This is a genomic window from Citrobacter sp. Cb031, from assembly GCF_030336725.1.
Taxonomy (GTDB): Bacteria; Pseudomonadota; Gammaproteobacteria; order Enterobacterales; family Enterobacteriaceae; genus Citrobacter; species Citrobacter braakii.
Map to the genome: position 1 here is coordinate 22,775 of NZ_JAOWDA010000027.1, position 25,266 is coordinate 48,040.

General features: G+C 54.3%; 24 protein-coding genes. 8 read left to right on the forward strand and 16 right to left on the reverse strand.

Annotated elements, in window-relative coordinates; all coding sequences use genetic code 11:
- Window positions 1–127 precede the first annotated feature (127 nt).
- The gene (locus OGV93_RS12575; RefSeq protein ID WP_016155137.1) at window positions 128–934 is read left to right on the forward strand and encodes a dienelactone hydrolase family protein; all 807 of its coding nucleotides are present in this window, start codon (window positions 128–130) and stop codon (window positions 932–934) included.
- Window positions 935–1,036: 102 nt separating this feature from the next.
- Here OGV93_RS12575 and metE read toward each other — a convergent pair whose 3' ends face one another.
- Window positions 1,037–3,298, reverse strand: coding sequence for a 5-methyltetrahydropteroyltriglutamate--homocysteine S-methyltransferase (gene metE / locus OGV93_RS12580; RefSeq protein WP_284201839.1), 2,262 nt, complete (start codon window positions 3,296–3,298; stop codon window positions 1,037–1,039).
- A gap of 234 nt (window positions 3,299–3,532) precedes the next feature.
- Here metE and metR point away from each other — a divergent pair, with 234 nt between their 5' ends.
- Window positions 3,533–4,486, forward strand: a complete 954-nt coding sequence (gene metR / locus OGV93_RS12585; protein WP_003017908.1) for an HTH-type transcriptional regulator MetR — start codon at window positions 3,533–3,535, stop codon at window positions 4,484–4,486.
- Here the strand turns inward: metR and OGV93_RS12590 are convergent.
- From OGV93_RS12590 to pldB, 3 genes are all read right to left on the reverse strand, one after another.
- Complete coding sequence (locus OGV93_RS12590) at window positions 4,374–5,273, reverse strand: carboxylate/amino acid/amine transporter (protein WP_016157852.1); 900 nt, start codon at window positions 5,271–5,273, stop codon at window positions 4,374–4,376. The two genes, metR and OGV93_RS12590, sit on opposite strands and share 113 nt — an antisense overlap.
- Window positions 5,274–5,353: 80 nt before the next feature.
- On the reverse strand, window positions 5,354–6,154 hold the full coding sequence (gene yigL / locus OGV93_RS12595) for a sugar/pyridoxal phosphate phosphatase YigL (RefSeq protein WP_008787091.1): 801 nt from the start codon (window positions 6,152–6,154) through the stop codon (window positions 5,354–5,356).
- Window positions 6,155–6,169: 15 nt separating this feature from the next.
- Entirely contained in the window at window positions 6,170–7,186 is a 1,017-nt protein-coding gene (gene pldB, locus OGV93_RS12600; protein WP_003017911.1) for a lysophospholipase L2, read from the reverse strand.
- Between the two features lie 110 nt (window positions 7,187–7,296).
- Here pldB and rhtB point away from each other — a divergent pair, with 110 nt between their 5' ends.
- Complete coding sequence (gene rhtB / locus OGV93_RS12605; protein WP_003828938.1) at window positions 7,297–7,917, forward strand: homoserine/homoserine lactone efflux protein; 621 nt, start codon at window positions 7,297–7,299, stop codon at window positions 7,915–7,917.
- Between the two features lie 44 nt (window positions 7,918–7,961).
- Here rhtB and rhtC read toward each other — a convergent pair whose 3' ends face one another.
- From rhtC to pldA, 3 genes are all read right to left on the reverse strand, one after another.
- Window positions 7,962–8,582 (reverse strand): threonine export protein RhtC, encoded by a 621-nt coding sequence (rhtC, locus tag OGV93_RS12610; RefSeq protein ID WP_016155134.1) that lies wholly within the window; start codon window positions 8,580–8,582, stop codon window positions 7,962–7,964.
- Between the two features lie 64 nt (window positions 8,583–8,646).
- Window positions 8,647–10,476: an ATP-dependent DNA helicase RecQ gene (recQ, locus tag OGV93_RS12615; RefSeq protein WP_019078429.1), complete on the reverse strand. Its 1,830-nt coding sequence runs from the start codon at window positions 10,474–10,476 to the stop codon at window positions 8,647–8,649.
- Window positions 10,477–10,564: 88 nt separating this feature from the next.
- On the reverse strand, window positions 10,565–11,434 hold the full coding sequence (pldA, locus tag OGV93_RS12620) for a phospholipase A (protein ID WP_016157849.1): 870 nt from the start codon (window positions 11,432–11,434) through the stop codon (window positions 10,565–10,567).
- A gap of 165 nt (window positions 11,435–11,599) precedes the next feature.
- Between pldA and yigI the strand changes: the two genes are divergently transcribed.
- Window positions 11,600–12,067, forward strand: coding sequence for an acyl-CoA thioesterase YigI (yigI, locus tag OGV93_RS12625; protein WP_003017917.1), 468 nt, complete (start codon window positions 11,600–11,602; stop codon window positions 12,065–12,067).
- 51 nt (window positions 12,068–12,118) lie between these two features.
- Window positions 12,119–13,012, forward strand: coding sequence for an EamA family transporter RarD (gene rarD, locus OGV93_RS12630; RefSeq protein WP_016155131.1), 894 nt, complete (start codon window positions 12,119–12,121; stop codon window positions 13,010–13,012).
- Window positions 13,013–13,053: 41 nt separating this feature from the next.
- Here the strand turns inward: rarD and corA are convergent, their stop codons facing one another.
- The 8 genes from corA to lptM all read right to left on the reverse strand — a co-directional run bounded on the left by corA (window position 13,054) and on the right by lptM (window position 20,127).
- Window positions 13,054–14,004 (reverse strand): magnesium/cobalt transporter CorA, encoded by a 951-nt coding sequence (gene corA / locus OGV93_RS12635; protein WP_003017920.1) that lies wholly within the window; start codon window positions 14,002–14,004, stop codon window positions 13,054–13,056.
- A 154-nt stretch (window positions 14,005–14,158) separates the two neighbouring features.
- Window positions 14,159–14,215, reverse strand: a complete 57-nt coding sequence (ysgD, locus tag OGV93_RS12640; protein ID WP_212723238.1) for a YsgD/CorL family protein — start codon at window positions 14,213–14,215, stop codon at window positions 14,159–14,161.
- Between the two features lie 265 nt (window positions 14,216–14,480).
- On the reverse strand, window positions 14,481–16,643 hold the full coding sequence (gene uvrD / locus OGV93_RS12645; protein ID WP_016155130.1) for a DNA helicase II: 2,163 nt from the start codon (window positions 16,641–16,643) through the stop codon (window positions 14,481–14,483).
- 88 nt (window positions 16,644–16,731) lie between these two features.
- Window positions 16,732–17,448, reverse strand: coding sequence for a 5-amino-6-(5-phospho-D-ribitylamino)uracil phosphatase YigB (gene yigB / locus OGV93_RS12650; RefSeq protein ID WP_016155129.1), 717 nt, complete (start codon window positions 17,446–17,448; stop codon window positions 16,732–16,734).
- Entirely contained in the window at window positions 17,448–18,350 is a 903-nt protein-coding gene (gene xerC / locus OGV93_RS12655) for a tyrosine recombinase XerC (RefSeq protein WP_049040600.1), read from the reverse strand. The genes yigB and xerC overlap by 1 nt, the downstream gene beginning before the upstream one ends.
- Window positions 18,347–19,054 carry a DUF484 domain-containing protein gene (locus OGV93_RS12660; RefSeq protein WP_047358746.1) on the reverse strand — a complete coding sequence of 236 codons (708 nt, stop codon included), beginning with the start codon at window positions 19,052–19,054 and terminating at the stop codon, window positions 18,347–18,349. Before OGV93_RS12660 ends, xerC begins: the two co-directional genes overlap by 4 nt.
- Complete coding sequence (gene dapF, locus OGV93_RS12665) at window positions 19,051–19,875, reverse strand: diaminopimelate epimerase (protein WP_016155126.1); 825 nt, start codon at window positions 19,873–19,875, stop codon at window positions 19,051–19,053. Before dapF ends, OGV93_RS12660 begins: the two co-directional genes overlap by 4 nt.
- A gap of 48 nt (window positions 19,876–19,923) precedes the next feature.
- Window positions 19,924–20,127 (reverse strand): LPS translocon maturation chaperone LptM, encoded by a 204-nt coding sequence (lptM, locus tag OGV93_RS12670; RefSeq protein ID WP_003017937.1) that lies wholly within the window; start codon window positions 20,125–20,127, stop codon window positions 19,924–19,926.
- Window positions 20,128–20,265: 138 nt separating this feature from the next.
- Here lptM and cyaY point away from each other — a divergent pair, with 138 nt between their 5' ends.
- Complete coding sequence (gene cyaY, locus OGV93_RS12675; protein WP_080860388.1) at window positions 20,266–20,586, forward strand: iron donor protein CyaY; 321 nt, start codon at window positions 20,266–20,268, stop codon at window positions 20,584–20,586.
- A gap of 40 nt (window positions 20,587–20,626) precedes the next feature.
- Here the strand turns inward: cyaY and cyaA are convergent, their stop codons facing one another.
- Window positions 20,627–23,173: a class I adenylate cyclase gene (gene cyaA / locus OGV93_RS12680; RefSeq protein WP_019078435.1), complete on the reverse strand. Its 2,547-nt coding sequence runs from the start codon at window positions 23,171–23,173 to the stop codon at window positions 20,627–20,629.
- Between the two features lie 395 nt (window positions 23,174–23,568).
- Here cyaA and hemC point away from each other — a divergent pair, with 395 nt between their 5' ends.
- Window positions 23,569–24,510, forward strand: a complete 942-nt coding sequence (gene hemC / locus OGV93_RS12685; protein WP_016157846.1) for a hydroxymethylbilane synthase — start codon at window positions 23,569–23,571, stop codon at window positions 24,508–24,510.
- Window positions 24,507–25,247 carry a uroporphyrinogen-III synthase gene (gene hemD / locus OGV93_RS12690; RefSeq protein WP_101701054.1) on the forward strand — a complete coding sequence of 247 codons (741 nt, stop codon included), beginning with the start codon at window positions 24,507–24,509 and terminating at the stop codon, window positions 25,245–25,247. Before hemC ends, hemD begins: the two co-directional genes overlap by 4 nt.
- The last annotated feature ends 19 nt before the right edge of the window (window positions 25,248–25,266 follow it).

Consider the following 25,266-nt stretch of genomic DNA (forward strand, 5'->3'; position numbering starts at 1 on the left):
CATAAATGATGCGATGTAAGGAAGCCCTGCACAAAAGATAGACCGTTTAAGGCAATGTGGTTCGTTGCATGTGTCTATAGTTAACAATGCGCTTTTTGGCTGAATATTTAAGGGTACGGAGAATACCATGACAACACGACAATCTGGCTTTGCACCTGCTGTATCTCCACCGACGTCTACCACGGTTCACACTCCGGATAACGCCATTATCGCCGGTGTAACGTCCATACCTTCACAAGGCGATGATATGCCAGCGTATCACGCCCGACCAAAACAGTCCGATGGCCCGCTGCCTGTGGTCATTGTCGTGCAGGAGATTTTTGGCATTCATGAACACATTCGTGACGTTTGCCGCCGTCTGGCTCTGGAAGGGTATCTGGCTATCGCACCAGAGCTCTATTTTCGAGAAGGCGATCCCAATGACTTTGCCGATATCCCTACGTTGCTCAGCAGCCTTGTCGCCAAAGTGCCTGACTCTCAGGTATTGGCCGATCTGGATCACGTCGCCAGTTGGGCTTCTCGTAACGGAGGAGATGCCCACCAGTTGATGATCACCGGATTTTGCTGGGGTGGACGCATCACCTGGCTGTATGCAGCTCATAATCCGCAGTTAAAAGCGGCGGTAGCGTGGTATGGCAAACTGGTGGGCGATAAAACCCTCAACTCACCGAAACATCCTGTTGATATCGCGACCGATCTTAACGCCCCCGTTCTGGGACTTTATGGCGGCCAGGACACCAGTATTCCGCAAGATACCGTTGAAACAATGCGTCAGGCGCTGCGTGCCGCCAATGCAAAAGCGGAAATCGTGGTCTATCCCGATGCCGGACATGCGTTTAACGCCGATTATCGTCCGAGCTATCACGAAGAGTCCGCAAAAGATGGCTGGCTGAGAATGCTGGAGTGGTTCACACAATACGGCGGGAAGAAATAAACGTTAATTGCCCGGCGGCGACTACACCTTACCGGGCCTACAACTCTTGCTATTTCCTGTAAGCCGGGTAAGCGCTTGCGCTTCCCGGCCACCGGCTCTGAATTACGCCTGACGCAGGTTCTGCGCAGCTTTGACCATGTTCGCCAGCGCGGCGCGGGTTTCCGGCCAACCGCGCGTTTTCAGGCCGCAGTCCGGGTTGACCCACAGACGCTCGGCAGGAATACGCTGCTCGGCTTTCTTCAGCAGGGATTCAATCCACTCCACGCTCGGGACGTTCGGCGAGTGAATATCGTATACGCCCGGCCCGATTTCGTTCGGATAGTCGAACTCTTCAAACGATTCCAGCAACTCCATATCAGAGCGTGAAGTCTCAATGGTGATCACGTCCGCGTCCAGCGCCGCAATGGAGTCCATAATGTCGTTGAACTCGCAGTAACACATGTGGGTGTGGATCTGGGTTTCATCCTTCGCCACCGCCGCGTTAATGCGGAAGGCTTCCACGCCCCACTCCAGATACGCCGCCCAGTCGCTGCGGCGCAGTGGCAGACCTTCGCGGAGTGCCGGTTCGTCAATCTGGATGATGCCAATACCCGCCGCTTCCAGATCCGCTACCTCATCACGCAGCGCCAGCGCAATCTGCTTAGCGATGGTTTCACGCGTCACGTCTTCACGCGGGAATGACCAGCAGAGAATGGTCACCGGACCGGTCAACATGCCTTTTACCGGTTTGTCGGTCAGCGACTGGGCATACTTCGCCCACTCCACGGTAATCGCTTCCGGGCGGCTGACATCGCCAATAACCACCGGCGGCTTCACGCAGCGAGAGCCGTAGCTCTGCACCCAACCATTCTGGGTAAAGACGAATCCGTCCAGGTGCTCGCCAAAATATTCCACCATGTCGTTACGTTCGGCTTCACCGTGCACCAGCACGTCGAGCCCCAGACGTTCCTGTTCAACAATCGCCTGTTTGATATGTTCCGCGATACCGGTGCGGTAGTTACCGGCATCCAGATTGCCCTTTTTGAAGTCCAGACGCAGGCCGCGAATTTCCGTGGTTTGCGGGAATGAACCGATAGTGGTAGTCGGCCATGCCGGCAGATTAAAGCGGGCACGCTGCGCTTCGGCGCGAACCGGGTAAGCGTTGGCACGTTGGCTGTCCTGGGCGGTGATCGCCGCCAGACGTTTTTCCACTGCGGCGTTGTGTACGCGGGTAGAGTGACGACGAGCCTGGATCGGTGCGCTCCACGCCACAATTGCCGCCGTATCACCGCTGTTCAACGCATCACGCAGCAGCGCCAGCTCGCCGCATTTTTGTAGGGCGAAGGCAAACCAGCTCTTCACTTCTGCATCAAGGCGGGTTTCCACGCTGAGATCGATTGGGCTGTGCAGCAAGGAGCAGGAAGAAGCTACCCACAGGTCACGTTTCCCGACGATATCTTTAATTTGCGCGTATTTTTCGCTGAGATCGGCACGCCAGACGTTGCGACCGTTCACCAGCCCCGCTGACAGCAACCAGTCGGCAGGCAGACGCTTGTGCAGCTCGGCCACATCATCTTTACCGTGCACGAAGTCAACGTGCAGCCCCTGCACCGGCAGCGCGGTAATGGTATCCAGGTTTGGCGTTACGCCTTCGAAGTAGGTGGTCAGCAGCAGCTTCACCTGACCCGTCAGCGCGTCATACGCCGGTTTGAAGGCGTTCAGCCAAACCTGAGGCAGCTCCAGCACCAGAGCCGGTTCATCAATCTGCACCCACTCAATACCGCGTTTCGCCAGCTCAGCCAGCACCTGCTGGTAAACCGGCAGAATATCGTTCAACAGGCTCAGGCGGTCAAACTGTTCGCCCTTTACTTTCCCCAGCCACAGGTAAGTTACCGGTCCCAGCAGCACAGGTTTCACCTTGTGACCGAGCGCCAACGCTTCATCCACTTCATCCAACAGTTGGGTCCAGGTCAGTTTGAACTGCTGACCTTTGGTGAACTCTGGCACCATGTAGTGATAGTTGGTGTTAAACCATTTGGTCATTTCTGCCGCCGCCGCGGGCTCCCCGGTTGGTGCGCGGCCACGGCCAATGCGGAATAAGGTATCGATATCGACCGAGCCGTCTTTATTTTGATGACGAGCCGGAACGTTGCCGAGCAGCAGGCTGGTGGTCAGCACGTGATCGTACCAGGCAAAATCGCCCACCGGCAGCAGGTCAACGCCCGCCTGCTTCTGCTGATCCCAGTGACGGGCACGCAGCTCGCGGCCAACGGTTAGCAAATCTTCACGGGAAGAATTTCCCGCCCAGTAGCTTTCTTGCGCTTTTTTCAGCTCGCGACGCAGGCCAACGCGAGGGAAACCGAGGGTGTGATTAAGTATTGTCATTTTTCTTCCTCTAATTATATGTAAACCCTATTGATTTTTAATTTAAGGAAGGTGGCAAGTTTATTCATCCCAGGAGCTTACTGAAGTAAGTGACCGGGGTGGAAAAACGCAGCCAACGCACCATAAATTTAAAAGACGAAGGATTTTAGCCATCCAGATGTTTACACATCCATAATTGACAGTTACTGTATATTCCTCAAGCGCAATTTGTTCATGCCGAAGTGAAGGACTTTCATGATCGAGATTAAACACCTGAAAACGCTCCAGGCGTTGCGGAATAGTGGTTCGCTGGCGGCCGCAGCGGCGACGTTGCATCAGACCCAATCCGCCCTCTCTCACCAGTTCAGCGATCTGGAACAGCGCCTTGGCTTTCGACTTTTTATCCGTAAAAGCCAGCCTCTGCGCTTTACGCCGCAAGGCGAAATTTTGCTGCAGTTAGCAAATCAGGTGTTGCCGCAAATTGGTCGTGCGCTGCAGGCCTGCAACGAACCGCAGCAAACCCGGCTGCGGATCGCTATTGAATGCCATAGCTGTATTCAATGGCTGACGCCCGCGCTGGAGAATTTTCGTGCCAACTGGCCGCAGGTGGAGATGGACTTTAAATCCGGCGTGACGTTCGATCCGCAACCAGCGCTACAGCAGGATGAGCTGGATCTGGTGCTGACATCCGACATTCTGCCGCGTAGCGGACTGCACTACTCGCCGATGTTCGATTTTGAAGTCCGCCTGGTACTGGCGCCGGACCATCCGCTGGCCAGCAAGACGCAGATCACGCCGGAGGATTTAGCCAGTGAGACGCTGCTTATTTACCCGGTGCAACGGAGTCGACTGGATGTCTGGCGGCATTTCTTGCAGCCTGCGGGCGTTAGTCCGTCGCTGAAGAGCGTGGATAACACCCTGCTGCTGATTCAGATGGTTGCAGCCAGAATGGGTATTGCAGCTTTACCGCACTGGGTGGTGGAGAGTTTTGAACGCCAGGGCCTGGTGGTGACCAAAACCCTGGGTGATGGATTGTGGAGCCGGCTGTACGCCGCCGTGCGCGATGGCGAGCAGCGACAGCCGGTCACGGAAGCGTTTATTCGCTCAGCGCGGAATCACGCCTGCGATCACCTGCCGTTTGTACGGAGTGCGGAACGACCCACTTTCGATGTACCCACAGTGAAGCCACTATCACAGCCGCACCAATGATGAAGCTTGGCCAGTGAGGCTGTTGATGCCAGATAGCCAGGTTAACCAGCAGCCCGGCCGGCACATGCATATTGTTCATGATGCCCAGCGTCCCCGCATCCACCTGGGTTGCGCCGTAGTTCCACATAAAGTAACCAATGCCGGACGCTGCCACGCCAAGAAAGACCAGAATTCCCCACTGTAGCGTGGTTGCAGGCATTTTCTGCGCATTCCCCAGCATGAACCAGGCCACGACCGCCACCATAAAGGCCCCCATGTAAAACCAGGCAAAGGCGTTGTGCTGCGGCATTGGCCGCGTTTCCATCAGACGCTTGTAGCCCACCATGCCAATAGCAAAGCTGATATTGGACAACTGCACCAGCAGCAGGCCGGTCCAGAAGTGGCTGGTCACCTGATCGTAACGAATGATCCCCGCACCAATCACCGCCAGCAACGCACTGAAGGCGTAGCTCCAGCGCAGACGACGTCCGCTCATCAGGTCATAAATCAGCGTAATGTAGAGCGGCGTCAGCACGGTAAAGAGCAGCAGTTCTGAAACCGTCAGGTACAGATAGGCGTGAAAACTCAGCATATACATAATGCCAAGCTGCATGGCGCCCACCAGCATATACAGCGCGATGGTTTTTACGCTATGCCCACGGGTACGTAAAAACGGCAGGAACACCAGCGCCGCCAGCCCAACGCGCACCAGCACCGCAAAATAGCTATCGACATGACCGGCAAGGTACTCGCCAAACAGGCTAAAGGAAAAGGCCCACAGAATTGTGGTAATGATGAGTAACGCCACAATGGATGTCTCTTAACAAAAGGTACGCCCATTGTAGCGAAGTTTTAAGTTGACATCTGGTCAACTAACGAACAAAAACATTACTGCAAAAACAGCTCACGCAGATAATGCGGCACGGCATCGTCGGCATTAAGACCAATGACTTCCAGTTCCGGATGCAGATCCTTCAGGCGCTGGTGAGCGTTGCCCATAATGCAGCCTTTGCCCGCCATGGAGAGCATTTCCGCATCGTTCATTCCGTCGCCAAAAGCGATGCAATCTTTCAGGCTGTAGCCCATCGCTTTCGCTACCGCTTCAAGCGCATGACCTTTCGATACGCCGCCAGCCATGACTTCCAGGCAGGTAAGCGTAGAGAAACTGACGTTGACGCGGTCGCCCCAGCGGGCGTTAATCGCCTGCTCCAGCGGCAGCAGCCTTTCGTGAGAATCGGTGGTGAAAAACACCTTACTCACGCCTTCCGGCTCCAGTAACGCAGGTTCAAACAGTGAATAGTTAAACACTGCTTCTTTGAAGAAGCGCATTTCGTCCGGGCGATGGCGGTTCATAAACCACTCATCATCACGATAAACGTTGGTCACGATGTCCGGGTTTGCATTCACTACGCCAAACAGGTCGCTGGCAATGTCGCGATCCAGGTTATGCGAAAACACCAGATTTCCGTCAGAATCATGCACCCGCGCACCGTTGGACGTGATCATGTAGGTTTTAATGCCGAGGTTATCGCGAATTTGCCCCACATCAACATGATGACGGCCAGTCGCAAACACGAAGTTAACGCCACGAGCGGTCAATAACTTCAGCGTCTCTTTGGCATAAGGGGACAGAGTATGGTCGGGAGAAAGCAGCGTACCGTCTAAATCAGACGCAACAACCTGATACATAAGAAAATTCAACCTCTAGGCAAAGCGGGTTCCGCTGGATGAGTTATGCTTGTCGAAAAATTCGACAATAGCGTTAAGCGCGACTGAGCGCATTGCGTCCTTTTCAAAAAGGATCTCATGGTACGCGCCTTTGATGACCAGCGGCTGCCCCCCTTCTACGGGATGGCCCGCTGCGGCGCGGAGTTCACAAAAACGATCGTGCATGCGGTTATCTACCACACGCTCTTCTTCGGCCTGAATCAGCAGCGTCGGCGTCGCGTCGTCTCCTGCTCCAGCCAGAACCTGTTCGCCTGCCAGAATACCTTCACGTACCCAGTGGTAGGTGGGGCCGCCAACGCGCAGCCGTGGCTCATCCGCATAGAAGCGTAGATTGCGCCGATAGCGCTGTCGACTATGGGTTAACGCATTCATACCGAATGGCAGCGCCCGCCAGCGCCCGGTCCCCATCGCATAACCTTCGCGGATCCGCGGATGCCCTTCAGCCCAGTCCAGAATGTGGCGTACCATCCAGTCGGGAAAGCGCATCACAATACCAAACATCGGCGCGCAAAGCGCGATGGCATCACACTGATTCGGGTGGCGCTGCAAGAATAACGTGGCTATCGCACCGCCCATTGAATGCGCCAGTATATAGCGCTTTCTCCACGGACCGGGTAGCACTTCCTGCTGCCAGAAGGCGGTTAAATCGTCGACATAGTCATTAAAGTTATCGACATGACCGCGATGCGGGTCCGAAAGCATACGCCCGGAACGCCCCTGTCCACGGTGATCGATAATGAGGACGTCAAAACCAGAATGAAACAGGTCATACGCCAGTTCAGCGTATTTCACGTAGCTTTCAATGCGTCCAGGACAGACGACGATGACGCGATCGTTTTTTTCTGCGTGAAAACGCACAAAATGGACGGGGATATCATCCACGCCCGTAAATTCCGCTTCTTCCCGCTGACGCCAGAAATCTGTCAGTGGCCCCATGGAAAAAGCAGCAAACGCGTTTTCTCTTGTTTCCCAGTCTTTTTGCTGCTGAAACATCGGGTATCCAGCCTCGCTGACCAAGTAAAATCGTTTTTTTCGCCGTCGCTGACACAACCTAACGGCAGTAGCGTATTGTGGCATAAAAATAGACAATCCGGGAGTTTCTCATGACCTTTGAATGGTGGTTCGCCTACCTGTTGACCTCTATTATTTTGAGCTTGTCTCCAGGCTCTGGCGCAATCAACACCATGACCACCGCCATCAGTCACGGTTATCGCGGCGCCAGCGCGTCGATTGCTGGTTTGCAGACAGGACTTGGCATTCATATCGTTCTGGTTGGCGTAGGACTGGGAACGCTATTTTCACGTTCGGTTATCGCATTTGAGGTGCTGAAATGGGCGGGGGCGGCCTATCTGATTTGGCTGGGTATTCAGCAATGGCGGGCGGCGGGTGCTATCGATCTGAACACCATGGCGAATACGCAATCGCGCAGCCGCCTGTTTAAACGCGCTGTCTTTGTTAATCTGACCAACCCCAAGAGCATTGTTTTCCTTGCCGCCCTGTTCCCGCAGTTTATCCTGCCGCAGGAACCGCAGTTAATGCAGTATGTGGTGCTTGGCGTCACGACCATCGTGGTCGATATCATTGTGATGATCGGTTACGCGACGCTGGCCACGCGCATTGCTGGCTGGATTAAAGGGCCAAAGCAAATGAAAGCGTTAAACAAAGTGTTTGGCTCGCTGTTTATGCTGATAGGCGCCTTGTTAGCCTCGGCACGGCATGCCTGATGAAGGCGCCGGAGGCGCTTGCGCTTATCCGGCCCGGAAGGAACTTAACGCGAAATAATCAGGTGGATACCGAAGCCCGCAAACAGCGCACCGGCAAAACCATCAATCCACTTCGCCAGACGCTGATAGCCACGACGCATTTTCGGCAGTGCAAACAGGCTGGCGACTACGGTAAACCACGCCAACGTTTCCACGATGATCAGGGCAAAGATCCCCCAGCGTGCGCCCGTTCCCACGTTATCGCCAACGAACAATGAGAACACGGAGCCAAAATAGATAATGGCTTTAGGGTTCGCCAGGTTGGTCAGCAGCCCCTTCAAAAAGCTGCGTCCGCTCTGCGCCAGCTCAACTTGCGGAGTGGGAGTCGCAACATCCTGTTTTTTAAACGCGCCGCGTAGCATCTGATAACCCATCCAGCACAGATACAGCCCCCCGCCCACCATAATAATGGTGTGCAGCCAGGCCATTTTTTCGATAATCAGATGTAGGCCGAGCAGCGCTACGCCAGCCCAGACCATGACGCCACAGGTAATACCCAGCACGCCCATCATAGCTTCTTTGCGCGAACGGCTAACCGCTGTTTGAGAAACAAAGAAAAAGTCGGGACCAGGGCTCATCAGCGCAACGATATGCACCAACGCAACGGTGAAAAATAGCGTTAACATAAAAATGACTCGCGGGGGAAATAGTTCAGTGAGTCACCATCCTGGCACTTTTTTGCCTGGCTGACTACTCTTCGTCGTCACCATCAACGTGCGCGCGAATAAGCGCCATAAACTCTTTGCCAAAACGCTCAAGTTTACGCATCCCCACGCCATTAACGCTCAGCATTTCGCTCGGTGAAACTGGCATCTGCTCAGCCATTTCAATCAGCGTGGCGTCGTTGAACACCACATACGGCGGGATATTTTCTTCATCAGCAATGGCTTTACGCAGCTTCCGCAATTTGGCGAACAGTTTGCGATCGTAATTGCCACCGAAGGATTTCTGCATCGCTCGCGGTTTCAGCGCCACAATACGCGGTACCGCAAGCTGTAGCGCAACATCACCACGCAGTACCGGACGCGCGGCTTCGGTTAGCTGTAACGCGGAGTGATGAGCAATATTCTGCGTCACCAGCCCAAGATGAATAAGCTGGCGGATAACGCTTACCCAATGTTCGTGGCTTTGCTCACGACCAATGCCATAGACAGGCAGCTTGTCATGGGCCAGCTCGCGAATTCGCTGGTTATTCGCTCCGCGCAAAACCTCCACGACATAACCCATACCAAAGCGTTGATTAACACGGTAGATAGTCGACAGCGCTTTGCGCGCATCCATGAGTCCGTCGTACTGTTTTGGCGGGTCGAGACAGATGTCGCAGTTACCACACGGCTCCTGACGCCCCTCGCCAAAATAGTTCAACAGCACCAGACGACGACAGGTTTGCGCCTCGGCAAACGCCCCCATCGCATTGAGCTTATGCCGTTCGATATCCAGCAGTTGCCCGGCGGGTTTCTCTTCGAGGCAACGGCGCAGCCATGCCATATCAGCCGGATCGTAAAACAGCATTGCTTCCGCAGGCAGGCCGTCACGCCCGGCGCGGCCGGTTTCCTGATAATAGGACTCGATGTTGCGCGGAATATCGAAATGCACCACGAAGCGTACGTTGGGTTTGTTGATTCCCATGCCAAACGCCACGGTCGCTACGACGATTTGCAGGTCATCACGCTGGAATTTCTCCTGCACTTCTGCACGTACAGCGTTTTCCAGCCCGGCATGATAAGCCCCGGCGCTAATGCCTCGGCTTTGCAGACGCGCGGCGGTATCTTCTACTTTAGCGCGACTGTTACAGTAGATAATACCGGACTTACCGCGCTGCTCTTGCACGTAGCGCATCAGTTGATCGAGCGGCTTAAACTTCTCCATCAACATGTAGCGAATATTCGGGCGATCAAAGCTGCTGATCTGAATTAACGGGTCGTTGAGCCCCAGCAGACGCACAATATCCAGCCGGGTTGTCTCGTCCGCGGTCGCGGTCAGCGCGACAAACGGCAGAGTTGGGAAACGCTGACGCAACTGCCCCAGCGCGGCGTATTCCGGGCGGAAATCATGCCCCCACTGCGAAATACAGTGCGCTTCATCAACCGCCAGCAGCACCGGGTTCCAGTGCGCCAGATTTTCAAGGAAGTTATCCAGCATCAGGCGTTCGGGCGCAATGTACAGTAAGCGAATCTGCCCGCTACGACAGCCTGCCATCACCTCAAGCTGCTGCTCACGACTTTGGGTGGAGTTCAGACACGCGGCCGCCACGCCGTTGGCAAGCAGTTGATCGACCTGATCTTTCATCAGAGAAATCAGCGGAGAAACAACAACGGTGAGGCCGTTAAGCAATAATGCGGGAATTTGATAGCACAGGGATTTTCCGCCACCGGTCGGCATAACGACCAGGCAGTCGCGACCAGCGATCACGGTATCAATGATTTCTTCCTGACCAGGGCGAAACTGTTGGTAGCCAAAGGTTTCCTGCAAAACCTGTTTAGCGCCCATTTCCAGATTCAACACTTCCGCCTGCGCCACATTAACCCCATTAGCCTGAAATAAAAACAGGCGCTATTTTCAGCGCCTGAGAGAGAAACTGCAATGATTAAAATACTCTCAATACCTGTCAGAAGATATCGTTAAGCATTACACCCACGCCAACACGGGTCTGATTGAAGTTGTAGTCAATCAGTGATTCGCCGTAGCCGCTGTAGACCTGGGTATAAAGACGCACATGCTTCGTAATGGGATAACTAGCCCCCAGCTCTGCGCCGCCGTAGCCGGTATTCCAGTTGTACTGGCCTTTCACACTGATCACCGCGTCACCCAGGTGATAACCCATTTTCAACTGATAGTAGCCCATATATTTGGTGATATCAGGGTTATCGTCAGTGCTGCCGATAACGTACCACGGCTTAACTTCCACCAGCCAGTTACCGTTTTCAGCCATCAGCCGGGTGTAAAGGCGGTTCCAGCTACGTGAGGTGGGGTCGGATCGACCATTGGAGTCATGGTTATAGCCCATTTCGACATCGCGGAGCGTCCAACCGGCAAAGCGATAGTCGGTGGCGAAACCGAGGAACAATTGCGGTTCATAGTTGGTTTCGCGAAACGGTGCAGACTCTTCACTGTTCGAAAGCTGCCACCAGGACTTCTGGGTATAGGAACCGCCGAGTACCGAGTTCGGGCCTAATATTCCTCGCCAGAGCGGAAACGCCAGGCTTAGCTGAAACTTAACCTCATCTTTGCGCGCATTTTCGGACCAGCTATAGCTGCTGATCGCCTCTTTATTCATGTCGCTGGTATTGGTGTAGATGAGATAGTTGGTCTCATAAGGATAAAGCGTGAAAGGGTTGTCATGCTCCTGCAGCATGTTGGCGATAATACTGCCGCGAACCGCCGGTGCATCATGAATCTCTTTCACTGTCGCTTCCTGCGCATACGCGGTCAACGGCAGCATGACTGCTGGTAGTAACCATCCCAGAATCGCCCGCATCGGTAATGTTCTCCTGAACCAAAATATTGATGAATTGTATAATTATCTGGCAAGTATTCTACATACTTAGCGAGCTCCTCGTTAGTTATCCCGTCCTAAAGTAGAAAACAACAAATAATAAGCATAATATCAACATTTCATTAACCATTGAGATGTAGGGATCGTATGTCTGCCGTACTTACTGCTGAGGAAGCGCTGAAGTTAGTGGGTGAAATGTTTGTCTATCATATGCCCTTTAACCGGGCGCTGGGTCTGGAGCTTGAACGCTATGAGAAAGAATTTGCTCAATTAGCCTTTAATAATCAACCGATGATGGTCGGCAACTGGGCGCAAAGCATTCTGCATGGCGGCGTGATCGCGTCGGCGCTGGACGTTGCCGCCGGGCTGGTGTGCGTTGGCAGTACGCTGACCCGCCATGAGACGATCAGCGAGGACGAACTGCGTCAGCGAATGTCACGTATGGGGACAATCGATTTGCGCGTTGATTACCTGCGCCCGGGGAGAGGAAATCGCTTTACCGCCACCAGTAGCCTGCTGCGGGCGGGGAATAAAGTCGCCGTTGCGCGCGTGGAACTGCATAACGAAGAACAGCTTTATATTGCCAGCGCAACCGCCACTTATATGGTGGGGTAAGTGCTCAAAAAAAGGTAAACTGCTGTTACATTTCTGAAATGAGTTTTCCCGATGGATGCTAAACAAACGCGGCAGGGCGTGTTACTCGCTCTTGCTGCTTATTTTATTTGGGGTATCGCTCCTGCCTACTTCAAGCTGATTTACTATGTCCCGGCGGATGAGATCCTGACGCATCGCGTCATCTGGTCATTTTTCTTTATGGTGGTACTGATGAGCATCAGCCGCCAGTGGTCGGGCATCAAAACGCTGCTACAAACGCCAAAGAAGATCTTCCTGCTGGCGCTCTCTGCAGTGCTCATCGGTGGAAACTGGCTGCTGTTCATTTGGGCGGTCAATAATCATCATATGCTGGAAGCCAGCCTGGGCTATTTTATTAACCCACTGGTGAATATTGTGCTGGGAATGCTTTTCCTCGGCGAGCGCTTTCGTCGCATGCAGTGGCTGGCGGTACTGTTAGCCGCCTGCGGCGTACTGGTACAGCTGTGGACCTTCGGATCGCTGCCAATCATCGCGTTGGGCCTGGCGTTCAGCTTTGCTTTCTATGGTCTGGTACGCAAGAAGATTGCCGTCGAAGCACAAACCGGCATGCTGATCGAAACCCTGTGGCTTTTACCTGTTGCGGCTATCTATCTGTTTGGCATCGCGGACAGCCCAACCAGCCATATGGGGCAAAACCCCATGTCGCTCAATCTGCTGCTGATTGCTGCAGGTGTCGTGACCACCATTCCGCTGCTGTGCTTTACCGGCGCAGCGACCCGCCTGCGTCTGTCCACGCTGGGTTTCTTCCAGTATATCGGACCCACGCTAATGTTCCTGCTGGCCGTCACTTTCTACGGTGAAGTTCCGGGAGCGGATAAAATGGTCACGTTTGCGTTTATCTGGGTGGCGCTGGCAGTTTTCGTGATGGATGCGATTTATACGCAACGACGGGTACGTCGGAGCTGAAGAAGTGCCGGATAAGGCGTAACCGCCATCCGGCACAGCCATTACAGCCAGTTCTTGCGCTTAAAGTACAGATACGGTGCCAGACCCGCGAGCATCATAAAGACAATCGCCCCTGGGTAACCGAAGCTCCAGTGCAGTTCCGGCATGAACTCAAAGTTCATCCCGTAGCTGGAAGCCACCAGCGTCGGCGGCAGGAACACCACAGAGACCACCGAGAAGATCTTGATGATGCGGTTTTGCTCGATATTGATAAAGCCCATCGCCGCCTGCATCAGGAAGTTAACTTTCTGGAACAGTGATTCGTTGTGCGGCAGCAGGGATTCGATATCGCGCAGAATCTCGCGCGCCTGTTCCAGCTGACTCCCCGGCAAACGCGCTTTACGCACCAGGAAGTTCAGTGCGCGCTGGGTATCCATCAGACACAGGCGGACCTTCCAGCCAATATCTTCCAGTTCCGCCAGCGTCGAAAGCGCTTCGTCATATTCATCACCCTGACGCCCTTCCATGATCACACGGCTGAGTTTTTCCAGGTCGCTGTAGATATTTTCGATCTCATCCGCCAACTGTTCAATTTTAGTTTCGAACAGGTCGAGCAGCAGCTCGTAAGCGTTGCCATCCACCATCGCCTGATTACGCGCACGCATGCGGTACAGGCGAAATGCCGGCAGCTCGCGCTCGCGCAGAGTAAACAGGCGACCTTCGCGAATGGTAAATGCGACGGTTGAGTTACCCGCGTGATCGTCGGCATCTTCATAGAAGAAGAAGGAGTGAATGTGCAGACCGTCTTCGTCTTCAAAAAAACGCGCAGATGCTTCGATGTCTTCCAGTTCAGGGCGCGTAGCCAGATTCTGGCCCAAGTCCTTTTGCACACGGTTTCGTTCTTCGTCATCCGGCTCGACTAAATCGACCCAAACCGAACTGGCCAGGTGCTCGATTTCGTCTGCCTCAAGGCGAGTTAAACGATTGTTTTCCAGTTGAAATGCGCTCAGCATGACCGGGACTCCCAATGCAAAAAATTATCGGACAGTTCGGAGGGCACACAGAAACAAATTGGGTTTCAGACCATTAAACAGCCTGACTCAGCGCGACGGGAAAAAACAGAAGGTCGCTGACAACCGCGAAGGCTATCAGCAAAAAGGGATAGCCTTAGGAGTTGATCCTGGATGACAGGATAATGAGCCAGTATCTACTGGGTGTGTCCAAGGCGAATGTCCTCTTAGCGTAATCGTGCGCGCATGTTACGCCAGCAAAATTTTGACGTCAACACGCAACAGATGGCGAAAAAGTAATAATTTCCCCTTATACAAAAAGGTTAGCAGAGGGGAATTATTTATCTATGATTTCAGAATATTAACCGACAGATAGCGGGATGGCGGCTTCGCCTTGTCCGGCCTGGAAATCAAAATGTTACCCGGTCTGTAGGCCGGATAAGACGCGCCAGCGTCGCCATCCGGCAAAGCCAAACCGATCAAACCGTTTCCAGTCTGGCGTAGGCTGCCACCAGCCATTTGATCCCTTGCCCCTGGAACGCGACCTGCAAACGACTGTGCTCACCGCTTCCTTCCAGATTAACGATGGTGCCCTCACCAAACTTAGCGTGGCGCACGCGCTGGCCGAGCTTGTAGCCGGTATCATTTTCCGCCATTGGCGTGCCCATTCGCTGATGGCTCACCGGGCGGCTAACCGTGGCGCGCAGGCGAACCTCTTCAACGCACGCTTCCGGCAGTTCGCCGATAAAGCGCGACGGACGGTGGTAAACCTCTTTGCCGTACAGACGACGCGTTTCGGCGTAGGTCAGCGTCAGCTTTTGCATCGCGCGGGTCACGCCTACGTAAGCCAGGCGGCGCTCTTCTTCGAGGCGCCCACCTTCGTCCAGCGACATCTGGCTGGGGAACATGCCTTCTTCCATACCCACGATAAATACCTGGGGGAACTCCAGACCTTTCGCCGAGTGCAGCGTCATCAGTTGTACCGCATCCTGCCATGTATCCGCCTGCCCTTCGCCTGCTTCCAGCGCGGCGTGAGACAGGAACGCCTGTAGCGGCATTAAGTCTTCGTCTTCTTCGTTGTAGCTGAACTGGCGCGTTGCCGTCACCAGTTCGTCTAAGTTTTCGATACGCGTCTGACCCTTCTCGCCTTTTTCCTGCTCGTACATCATGCGCAGGCCGGAGTCTTTAATCACCCGGTCAGTCTGCACGTGCAGCGGCATATCGGCGGTCTCCTGCGCCAGCGCATCGATCAGCTCCATAAAACGCTGTAAGGCGCTGGCGGCGCGACCCGCGAGGGCTTTTTCCTGCAACAGCTCACGACAGGCCTGCCACAACGTAAGCTGGCGGTCACGGGAGGTCTGACGCACGACATCTAATGTACGATCGCCAATCCCGCGGGTTGGCGTATTCACCACACGTTCGAATGCAGCGTCGTCATTGCGGTTAGCGATCAGGCGCAGGTAGGAGAGCGCATCTTTGATTTCCTGGCGTTCGAAGAAGCGCATCCCACCATAGATACGGTACGGCATGCTGGCTTGTAACAACGCCTCTTCCAGCACGCGCGACTGGGCGTTGCTGCGATACAGAATGGCGCACTGTTCCAGCGCACCGCCATTGTCCTGCCAGGTTTTGATACGATTGACCACAAAACGCGCTTCATCGAGTTCGTTGAACGCGCAGTACAGTGAAATTGGTTCGCCGTCGATGCCATCGGTCCACAGCTTTTTACCCAAACGCCCGTTGTTGTTTTCAATCAGGGCGTTGGCCGCACTGAGGATGTTGTTGGTCGAGCGGTAGTTCTGCTCCAGGCGAATAGTTTCTGCGCCCGGGAAATCCGTGAGGAAACGCTGGATGTTTTCCACCTGCGCCCCGCGCCAGCCGTAGATCGACTGGTCATCATCGCCAACGATCATCACTTTGCCGGTATCGCCCGCCAGCAGGCGGATCCAGGCGTACTGAATGTTGTTGGTATCCTGGAATTCGTCCACCAGGATATTGGTAAAGCGTTCGCGGTAGTGCTGCAGGATATGCGGCTTGTTGAGCCACAGTTCATGGGCGCGCAGCAACAGCTCGGCAAAATCCACCAGCCCCGCGCGGTCACACGCTTCCTGATAGGCCTGATACACCTTTTGCCAGGTTTGCTCAACCGGGTTGCCATAGCTCTGCAGATGGTGCGGGCGCAGTCCTTCGTCTTTCTGGCTATTGATAAACCACATCGCCTGACGCGGCGGCCACTGCTTCTCATCAAGATTCATCGCCTTGATCAAACGCTTGAGCAAACGCAATTGGTCTTCGCTGTCGAGGATCTGGAAATCCTGCGGCAGGTTCGCATCCATATGGTGCGCGCGCAGCAGACGGTGCGCCAGACCGTGGAATGTACCCACCCACATACCGCCCTGGCTGGTTCCCATGATCTGGCCAATACGGTGGCGCATTTCCGCCGCTGCTTTGTTGGTAAAGGTCACCGCCATAATGGAGTATGGCGAGTTGTTCTCTACCGTCAGTAACCAGGCGATACGGTGCACCAGCACGCGAGTTTTACCACTCCCCGCGCCGGCCAAAACCAGCATGTTGCTGCGTGGCGCGGCCACCGCTTCACGCTGTTTATCATTAAGGCTGTCGAGCAGGTAAGAAACGTCCATTGGCACCGCCGCGTAAAAGTAGGTAAGGCGGATAAGCGTAGCGCCATCCGCCAAAAAGCTGGGTATATATACAGAGTTCTGCTGGTGATTATATCAGCGAGGTCAGAGATGCCAACTGTGAAATTTCGATATGCGGCAGCAAACGGCTGTCTGCGGTTTGCATCAGGTCGGCATTTTCCGGTTTGATCCAGCAGGCCTGCATACCGCAACGGATGGCCCCCGCCACGTCTGTCGTCAGGTCATCGCCCACATGCAGAATCTCAGCCACAGGCATTTTCAGTTTATCTGCCGCCAGCGCGTACATGTCGCTGAACGGTTTTGATCGCCCGTCGGGACCGGCGCGCAGCACAAACTCAAAGTAATCGCCCAGGCCGAACAGTTCTGGCTGTGCGTTACCGTTGGTGATCGCCACCAGCGGCCATTTGCGGGCCAGCGCCTTCAGCGTGTCATGCGTCGCCTGCGGGACGTCAATGCGGCTACGCCATTTGGCGAAATTCATCATCGCCGCATTTGCCCCCATTCTGGCTTCTGCTTCTGACAATCCCGCCTCCAGCATAGCGCGCTCTACGGCGCGGTGACGCCATTGGGTAACGTCGTGGTAGATTTCCGGCTCGGCGTCGCGAACGGCCTGACGTAAGCGCTGTAGGTCGCTATTTTGCAGCGAATTCAGAGCCGGATGGTAATTCTGTACAAACGCGAGCGCTTCCTGCTCGGTGCGTGTGATAACGGGACGGTTATCGTAAAGGGTGTCATCAAGGTCAAAGGTGAGCGCAGAAATGCGCCCCAAAGGCCGGTAAAAACGCATTATTTCCCCCGTTTGGCGCGCGGATGCGCCGCATCGTACACTGAAGCCAAGTGTTGAAAATCAAGATGGGTATAGATTTGGGTAGTGGAGAGATTAGCATGACCCAATAACTCCTGTACCCCGCGCAGATCGCCGCTCGACTCCAGCATATGCGTCGCAAAAGAGTGGCGCAATTTGTGGGGATGTACGTGGCTGTTCAGCCCCTGTTTGATCCCCCATTCCGCAAAGCGTTTTTGTACATTACGCGCAGAAATGCGTTTGCCCAGTTTTGACAGGAATAACGCATCGTCATCGCAGCCAAATAGCCCCCGCAGGTCCAGCCAGTGCTCAATCCACGCCACTGCATTGCGGCCAATTGGCAGGCGACGTTCTTTACTGCCCTTCCCCATCACCCATACTTCGCCGGTGTCGAGATCGAGATGTTTAATATCCAGCCCAACCAGTTCAGACAAACGCAGCCCTGCGCCGTACATCACTTCTAACATTGCCCGATCGCGCACGGCGAGGGGATCGTTGAGGTCGATATCCAGCAGACGATTAACGTCGTCGACATCGATATTTTTAGGTAGATGACGCGGTGCTTTCGGCGCGGAAACACTTTTTGCGGGATTGGCTTTCAGCTCGCCCTGATTAACCAGCCAGTCAAAGAAACTGCGCAATGCGGAGAGACGCAGCGCCAGGCTCGCCGGCCCTAGCCCTTTACGACGGCTGCGCACGGCAAAACTGCGTACCATCGAAGCGTCACATTGTTGCCAGCTTTGCAGACCGGTCTCTCCGGCTAACGCAATGATGGCATCAAGCTGACGCTGATAATTCAGCAATGTGATCGGGCTAAGCTGGCGCTCAACGCCCAGATAGCGTAAAAAGCGCGCCACATCCTGAGAAAGGGGTGAATCGGTCATACGCGTTCAATCCAGCGCTCCAGCAGCTCCGGCAACATCAGCGAGATTTCCTGCAGTAATTGCGTACCTTGCCCCTGCTGGTAATGATTAACGTCGCGACTGCTGAACAGCATCACGCCCAGGGATCCATCTTGCCCCAACATCGACATCGCCACCGAGCCTATCGCTTTCGCCTCGGGCATCATGACCAGAAGTTCCGGGCCATTGAGCGGTCCAAGATAGTGTAGTGACTGGCCCAGACGCTGAATACGCAGCGGTTCAAAAGCCTGACGGCTTAATGCCAGATGAGTGAATTTTGATGGCGCACCAAGTCGCCAGCGATCCGGGAACAGACGAACCGTCGCCCCAGCCAGCCCTAACTCACGCGCCCAGCGATGAAATCGCATCAGCATGTCGTCAAGACTGCTGGCCGATACCAGCCGGGCTTGCAGATTTAACAGACGATAGAACAGGCTTTCATTGGCGTTGGCTTGTTCCATCAACAACGCCATATTCTCTTCCAGCACGTTAATATGATTACGTGCCCGCGCCATATGCCATTCCACTAAAGAAACCGTGCCCCGCACCGGGTGCGGAACACGCATCGCTTCAACTGCCTGGGCATTACGGATAAAAAACTCAGGATTACGTTGCAGGTAATCGACGACCGCCCGGTCGTCCAGCTCCATGAGCGTTTCCTGTAGTTCTTCCCCTGGTTGCTTCATAAGTGAATAAATCCGTCGTAGACATGTGCCGCCGGGCCAGTCATATACAGCGGATGACCCGGACCTTTCCAGGCGATATCAAGTCGACCGCCCGGTAATTCCACCCTCACTTCTTCTGCCAGCAGGCCCTGCTGGATACCAACCGCAACAGCGGCGCACGCACCGCTGCCGCAGGCCTGCGTTTCACCCGCGCCGCGCTCATAGACGCGCAGCCGGATATGCTCGCGCTTTACCACCTGCATAAATCCGATATTGGCGCGTTCAGGAAAGCGTTCGTGACTTTCCAGAACCGGCCCCAACGTTTCTACCGTGGCCGTATCAACATCATCAACCTGAATTACGCAGTGCGGGTTCCCCATTGAAACCACGCCGCACAATACTGTCTGTTCAGCCACGCGCATAATATAGGTCTTCTCTGCTTTGTTGGCGCGAAACGGAACCTGCGCGGGTTCAAAATTGGGTTCACCCATATTCACCCGTACCAGCTCGTCGTCGGTTACGGTTAATACCATACGACCATTAGCGGTACTGACGCGAATATCACGCTTATTGGTCAGCCCTTTCAGGCGAACAAAGCGGGCAAAACAGCGGGCGCCATTGCCACACTGTGACACTTCACTACCGTCAGCATTAAAAATACGGTAGTGGAAATCCAGCTCCGGATCATACGGAGGTTCAACCACCAGCAGTTGATCAAATCCAACGCCGAGATGCCTGTCGGACAAGCGGCGGATCAGCTCTGGTGAGAAAAAGACATTCTGCGTTACCGCGTCGACGACCATAAAATCGTTGCCAAGGCCATGCATTTTAGAGAATTGCATCATTCACTCCGTTCACGCGGGTACAGAAATATACATCTATTCCTGCCGTCAGTAATTCACCTGAGAAGGCCCGTCACTAATCCCACGATCGTTTTTCTCTGGCGTGGTGGATTGTGATTGCGGCTGAACGCTCTTGGTCGGAGGCGGCGCGGTTTTATCTGCTGGCGGGAAATAGAGCGGGCCTTTTAGCCCACAGCCCGTCAGGCTGAACAGAGTAAAAATGACAGCGAGTGGCTTTAACACGTTTTTCATTATCGATTGCCTGTAAAGTTCATGCTTTCTGTTTTCTATCATCGCAGGAGAAGGCGTAAAAGCAAGAGTTAGCCTGTAATCTGCAACGCGTTTTGTTTCAGGTTATACTGCCGTCATCACGAAAAACAGGATAAGAAAATGAACGACAGTGAATTTCATCGCCTTGCTGACACCCTGTGGATGACCATTGAAGAGCGTCTGGACGACTGGGACGGCGACAGCGATATCGATTGTGAGATCAACGGCGGCGTGCTGACCATCAGCTTCGAAAACGGCAGCAAAATTATTATTAACCGTCAGGAGCCGCTGCATCAGGTGTGGCTGGCGACCAAACAGGGCGGCTACCACTTTGACCTGAAAGACGACGAGTGGATCTGCGATCGTAGCGGCGAAACGTTCTGGGATCTGCTAGAACAGGCGGCGACACAGCAGGCGGGTGAAGAGGTGAGCTTCCGTTAAGTTTTATTGCCGGATACGCTTCGCTTATCCGGCATCATGCTCACGAGAAATACTGCTGCAACAGCGGAGTGTCGTTTTCCTGACTGACGGGCGGCACGGCGCTAATCGGCTGGGTACGGAACGGGATCACCTGCGCGCGCCCGTCGGTTTTCACAATCTGATAGAACTGCGGCAGGTTAAAGTTGATGAAGCTGGAGCCGTAGGTAAAGCGATCGTGCGACGACGAGTAGAAACGGCTGACATCGCGTACCAGCTCCTCTTTGCTACCTTCGCAGTGGTGATACACCTCAGCCCGATTACTCTCATCCAGAATGTAGATATTAAAGCCCTGCTCATCACCCGTTTCTTCGAAAAAGAACTGAATGATCCCTTCGCTGGCAAAACCGTCAACCACTGACGGGAGTTTCACATGATTGGTCTCAACCTGAACGGAAAGCCCGTGCAGTTTGTTATGTGAAATCGCGCCATAAAATTCAATCGCGTTTTCCAGCTTCTGTACCGAGACATTCAGGCGCTCGAAGAACAGACCCCAAGTCTGACCGGAAACGCGCAGCGCTTTGAAGCGTCCGGTTTCCTGACGGGTGCTGGAGAGGCGCAACTCGATGCACTCAGACACCAGTTGCTGCACGCGGGTGCGAATTAAACCGCGCAGATGCTGGCTATAGCAGAAGACCTCGACGCTATCCGGCGGCGCGGCATCCTGGTGCATTTTGCCGAGAATCGTTTTTAACGCTTCAATCATCGCCTGCTCACCGTTGAAGTGCAGCGTACGCACTTCATTCCACGAGTTGCGGTACAGCAGGTCGACGCTACCCACCAGGCAATTTTGTTCTTCACCAAAGCTGAAGACGTCCAGCTTACGGAAATCAAAATGTACCACCTGATTGCGAAATGCTGCCGTCGGGTCATATTCAAGGTTAACGATAATCGCCAGGTGGCGAATCTCGCACGGGCTATAGAGCGCTTTCGGCGTTGGCGCTGGCAGTCGCAGCGGGAAGTGATGCGACACGTCGGCGACCATTTCTTGCAGCTTCGGCAAATCAACAATGCCGTTGCCCTTAATAAATAAATGCGTACGCGAGGTCAGCAGGCCGTTGAACCAGGCCCACGCCACCAGTTTATTGAGGTAGCGGTTATATTCCAGCGGCTGATGGCTGATGATCGAGTCCATGTTAGGCGCGCGGTTATAGAGATACCAACCCGAACGGTTGGCACGGCCCGGCGGCACATGGATAAAGGTCAGATTCGGTTCCGAGAGATCCGGAGATATCTGCGGGTTCACCAGCGTTACTTTACCTGGTAATGCTTCAAACGCGGCATACAGCTTACGGGTCAGCACGCCGATATCCTGCGGGCTGGCGCTCACGCTGAGGTTATTTCGGCGGGCAAAACGGATCAGATTACGATAGCTCTGCATCATCGCATCGAGCAGTTCATTATGCGCTTCGCGTACCTGGTCAATCTTCCAGTTAGCGCGGTTATCCAGCATGGTCAGACGGGCGTCATCCCAGCCCCACTCTTTCACTAACTGACTTAATACTTCACGACGCCAGCCCACGCAGGCGCGCTCGCGGCTCAGTTTCTCACACACTTTTAAGTAGAAACATCGACGCACTAAATCCAGACGAGTCGGGTCTTCGATCGCCGTGAGGTACTCGGTAACGCGCTCCAGCATCATGCAGTAAGGGTCGAGACCAAAAGAGACGATCTCGCCATCGTGCAGGCGCTGTTTAATATCTTTCGCCAACAGGCGTGGATTGGGGTATTCCCAGGAATAAGCTTCCAGCAGCAGCGTTTTCAATACCGCTTTGTACGGGGAGTCGATACTCTTGTACAGCTGCCAGAGGCTGGCGCCAAAGTACTCTTCGGCGGAGAGCGAACTGAGTCCGCCGAGATCCAGCCATTCGTTTGGCGTTAACACCCCCTGTGCGTAAAGCGTCATGACGTAATCGTCGTAATGCTCTTCTTCGTCGCCCGGCACCATATTCCACAGAATACGTTTACCCGCGAGACGCACAGCGGTGCGATAGAATTCATCAAGCAACAGGATATGCTGCGTCGAGCCACAGTCTTCACCACCCAAACTGCCGCTTTCATTGTGGCGGAAACGGTTTTCATCAATCAGGAAGAAGCTGACTTCCACGCCCAGCGAGGCGGCCCAGCTTTCCAGCAGGCTACATTTACGCTGCAGCAGCTGGCGCTCTTCGCTATCCAGCCAGGATTGATGGCAGACCCAAATATCAAGGTCAGAGGAACAGCTTTGCCCTACCGAAGAGGTGCTGCCCATTGAGTAAACGCCGGTGATAGGCAGTTCGCCCTTGGGAGGATCCTGCGGTGACATACCGCGGTACAGTTCCAGTTCGTTCAGGTAGTGGCGTTGGGTTTCATCAGGCGTGTAAAGGCATATGCCTTTGGGAACGTTACCATCAAGGTAACCCGGCATCAGCGGATGGTGGTAGTGCAATAATGTCGGCAGCAGACTGTATACCTGCTGGAAGGCAGGTCCCATGGCAGCAAGCGCGCGATCCACACGCAGTTGATTTATGGCATCCAGTCTCTGTTTCAGAGTCTCAATATAGAGGTACAAGACGTATCGCCTGATGTTGCTATCCGTCATGTTGTCGATTGCTGCGGCACAAGCGCTCACAATAATCGTCATCAATTCGGATAAACCGTATGTCAAAAATAACCGTTACCTGTTTTTTCGCCCATATTTTTTTATGCTGTACAGCCGAAAAAATGGTCTAAAACGTGATCAATTTAACACCTTGCTCATTGACCGTAAAGAAAGATGCGCTACATACAAGTGTAGCACCGTTCGTTACGTGTAAATTCCTTCATACGGTCGGGAGGTTTCTCGTCATTATTCACTGCCAGTGATGATGCAGCGCCTTTTCCTCTCACTCACGTTTGAGCGTAACGCTGACATCCCTTTGATAAGGATGTTAGGATGGTCAATGATTGATAATGACGGTAACAAGCATGTTAGACAATGTTTTGAGAATTGCCACACGCCAAAGCCCCCTTGCGCTCTGGCAGGCACATTATGTCAAAGACGCCTTAATGGCAAACCACCCCGGTCTGATCGTGGAACTGGTTCCGATGGTAACCCGTGGCGATGTGATCCTTGATACCCCGCTGGCGAAAGTCGGGGGGAAAGGGTTGTTTGTTAAAGAGCTGGAAGTCGCGCTGCTGGAAAAACGCGCCGATATCGCCGTGCATTCCATGAAGGATGTGCCGGTTGAGTTCCCTGACGGTCTTGGACTGGTCACCATTTGCGAGCGAGAGGATCCGCGTGATGCTTTCGTCTCAAATAAGTACAACACGCTGGATGAACTCCCGGCAGGCAGTATCGTCGGGACATCCAGTTTGCGTCGCCAGTGCCAGTTGGCAAAGCGTCGTCCGGATCTCGTCATCCGTTCGCTGCGCGGCAACGTAGGTACGCGTCTGAGCAAACTGGATAACGGCGATTATGACGCCATTATTCTGGCGGTCGCCGGATTAAAACGTTTAGGTCTTGAGTCGCGAGTCCGCACCGCTCTGCCGCCGGAAGTCTCCCTGCCCGCTGTCGGGCAAGGCGCAGTTGGCATAGAATGTCGACTGGATGATATGCGCACTCAGGCGCTGTTAGCGCCGCTCAACCATGAAGAGACTGCGCTGCGCGTCAAAGCCGAACGCGCCATGAATACTCGCCTGGAAGGGGGATGTCAGGTCCCTATCGGCAGTTATGCAGAACTCATTAACGGTGAGATTTGGCTGCGGGCGCTGGTCGGCGCGCCTGACGGTTCGCAGATGGTATGCGGAGAACGTCGCGGCGCCGCGCAGGAAGCTGAACAGATGGGCATCTCTCTGGCTGAAGAGCTGCTGGAGAACGGTGCGCGCACCATTCTGGCTGAAGTTTACAACGGAGAAGCCCCCGCATGAGTATTCTGGTCACCCGCCCGTCTCCCGCAGGGGAAGAGTTAGTGAGCCGTCTGCGCACACTGGGGCGGGTGGCCTGGAGCTTTCCGCTCATCGAGTTTTCGCCCGGTCGGGAACTGGCAACGCTTGCTTCCCGGCTGTCGGCGCTAACGGAAAACGATCTGGTCTTCGCCCTCTCGCAGCACGCCGTCACCTTTGCAGATGCCGAGCTTCAGCAACAGGGGAAAAGCTGGCCCTCCCTTCCGCGTTATTTTGCCATTGGTCGCACAACGGCGCTGGCGCTGCATACCGTTAGCGGTTTCAATATTCACTACCCTCTGGATCGGGAAATTAGCGAAGTCTTGCTACAATTACCTGAATTACAAAATATTGCGGGAAAACGCGCGCTAATATTACGCGGCAATGGTGGCCGTGAGCTGATAGGTGAAACCCTGACAGCACGCGGAGCTGATGTCAATTTTTGTGAATGTTATCAACGCAGTGCAAAATATTACGATGGTGCAGAAGAAGCGATGCGCTGGCAATCTCGTGGTGTGACCACGGTGGTTGTCACCAGCGGAGAGATGCTACAACAGCTCTGGTCGCTCATTCCGCAGTGGTATCGTGAGCACTGGTTACTACGCTGTCGGCTGCTGGTCGTCAGTGAGCGTCTGGCGCACCTCGCCCGGGAACTGGGCTGGCAAGATATTAAGGTCGCTGATAACGCCGACAACGATGCGCTACTACGCGCATTACAATAACTCTCATAATGGGATGCCA

Bases quoted from the DNA above. Each gene is read 5' to 3' on its own strand.
- pldB (WP_003017911.1), bottom strand. From the start codon at position 7,186: ATGTTTCAGCAGCAAAAAGACTGGGAAACAAGAGAAAACGCGTTTGCT.
- yigB (WP_016155129.1), bottom strand. From the start codon at position 17,448: ATGCGTTTTTACCGGCCTTTGGGGCGCATTTCTGCGCTCACCTTTGAC.
- rhtB (WP_003828938.1), top strand. From the start codon at position 7,297: ATGACCTTTGAATGGTGGTTCGCCTACCTGTTGACCTCTATTATTTTG.
- OGV93_RS12660 (WP_047358746.1), bottom strand. From the start codon at position 19,054: ATGAAGCAACCAGGGGAAGAACTACAGGAAACGCTCATGGAGCTGGAC.
- rhtC (WP_016155134.1), bottom strand. From the start codon at position 8,582: ATGTTAACGCTATTTTTCACCGTTGCGTTGGTGCATATCGTTGCGCTG.
- hemC (WP_016157846.1), top strand. From the start codon at position 23,569: ATGTTAGACAATGTTTTGAGAATTGCCACACGCCAAAGCCCCCTTGCG.
- OGV93_RS12575 (WP_016155137.1), top strand. From the start codon at position 128: ATGACAACACGACAATCTGGCTTTGCACCTGCTGTATCTCCACCGACG.
- metR (WP_003017908.1), top strand. From the start codon at position 3,533: ATGATCGAGATTAAACACCTGAAAACGCTCCAGGCGTTGCGGAATAGT.
- lptM (WP_003017937.1), bottom strand. From the start codon at position 20,127: ATGAAAAACGTGTTAAAGCCACTCGCTGTCATTTTTACTCTGTTCAGC.
- rarD (WP_016155131.1), top strand. From the start codon at position 12,119: ATGGATGCTAAACAAACGCGGCAGGGCGTGTTACTCGCTCTTGCTGCT.
- hemD (WP_101701054.1), top strand. From the start codon at position 24,507: ATGAGTATTCTGGTCACCCGCCCGTCTCCCGCAGGGGAAGAGTTAGTG.
- uvrD (WP_016155130.1), bottom strand. From the start codon at position 16,643: ATGGACGTTTCTTACCTGCTCGACAGCCTTAATGATAAACAGCGTGAA.
- metE (WP_284201839.1), bottom strand. From the start codon at position 3,298: ATGACAATACTTAATCACACCCTCGGTTTCCCTCGCGTTGGCCTGCGT.
- xerC (WP_049040600.1), bottom strand. From the start codon at position 18,350: ATGACCGATTCACCCCTTTCTCAGGATGTGGCGCGCTTTTTACGCTAT.
- cyaY (WP_080860388.1), top strand. From the start codon at position 20,266: ATGAACGACAGTGAATTTCATCGCCTTGCTGACACCCTGTGGATGACC.
- yigL (WP_008787091.1), bottom strand. From the start codon at position 6,154: ATGTATCAGGTTGTTGCGTCTGATTTAGACGGTACGCTGCTTTCTCCC.
- yigI (WP_003017917.1), top strand. From the start codon at position 11,600: ATGTCTGCCGTACTTACTGCTGAGGAAGCGCTGAAGTTAGTGGGTGAA.
- corA (WP_003017920.1), bottom strand. From the start codon at position 14,004: ATGCTGAGCGCATTTCAACTGGAAAACAATCGTTTAACTCGCCTTGAG.
- pldA (WP_016157849.1), bottom strand. From the start codon at position 11,434: ATGCGGGCGATTCTGGGATGGTTACTACCAGCAGTCATGCTGCCGTTG.
- dapF (WP_016155126.1), bottom strand. From the start codon at position 19,875: ATGCAATTCTCTAAAATGCATGGCCTTGGCAACGATTTTATGGTCGTC.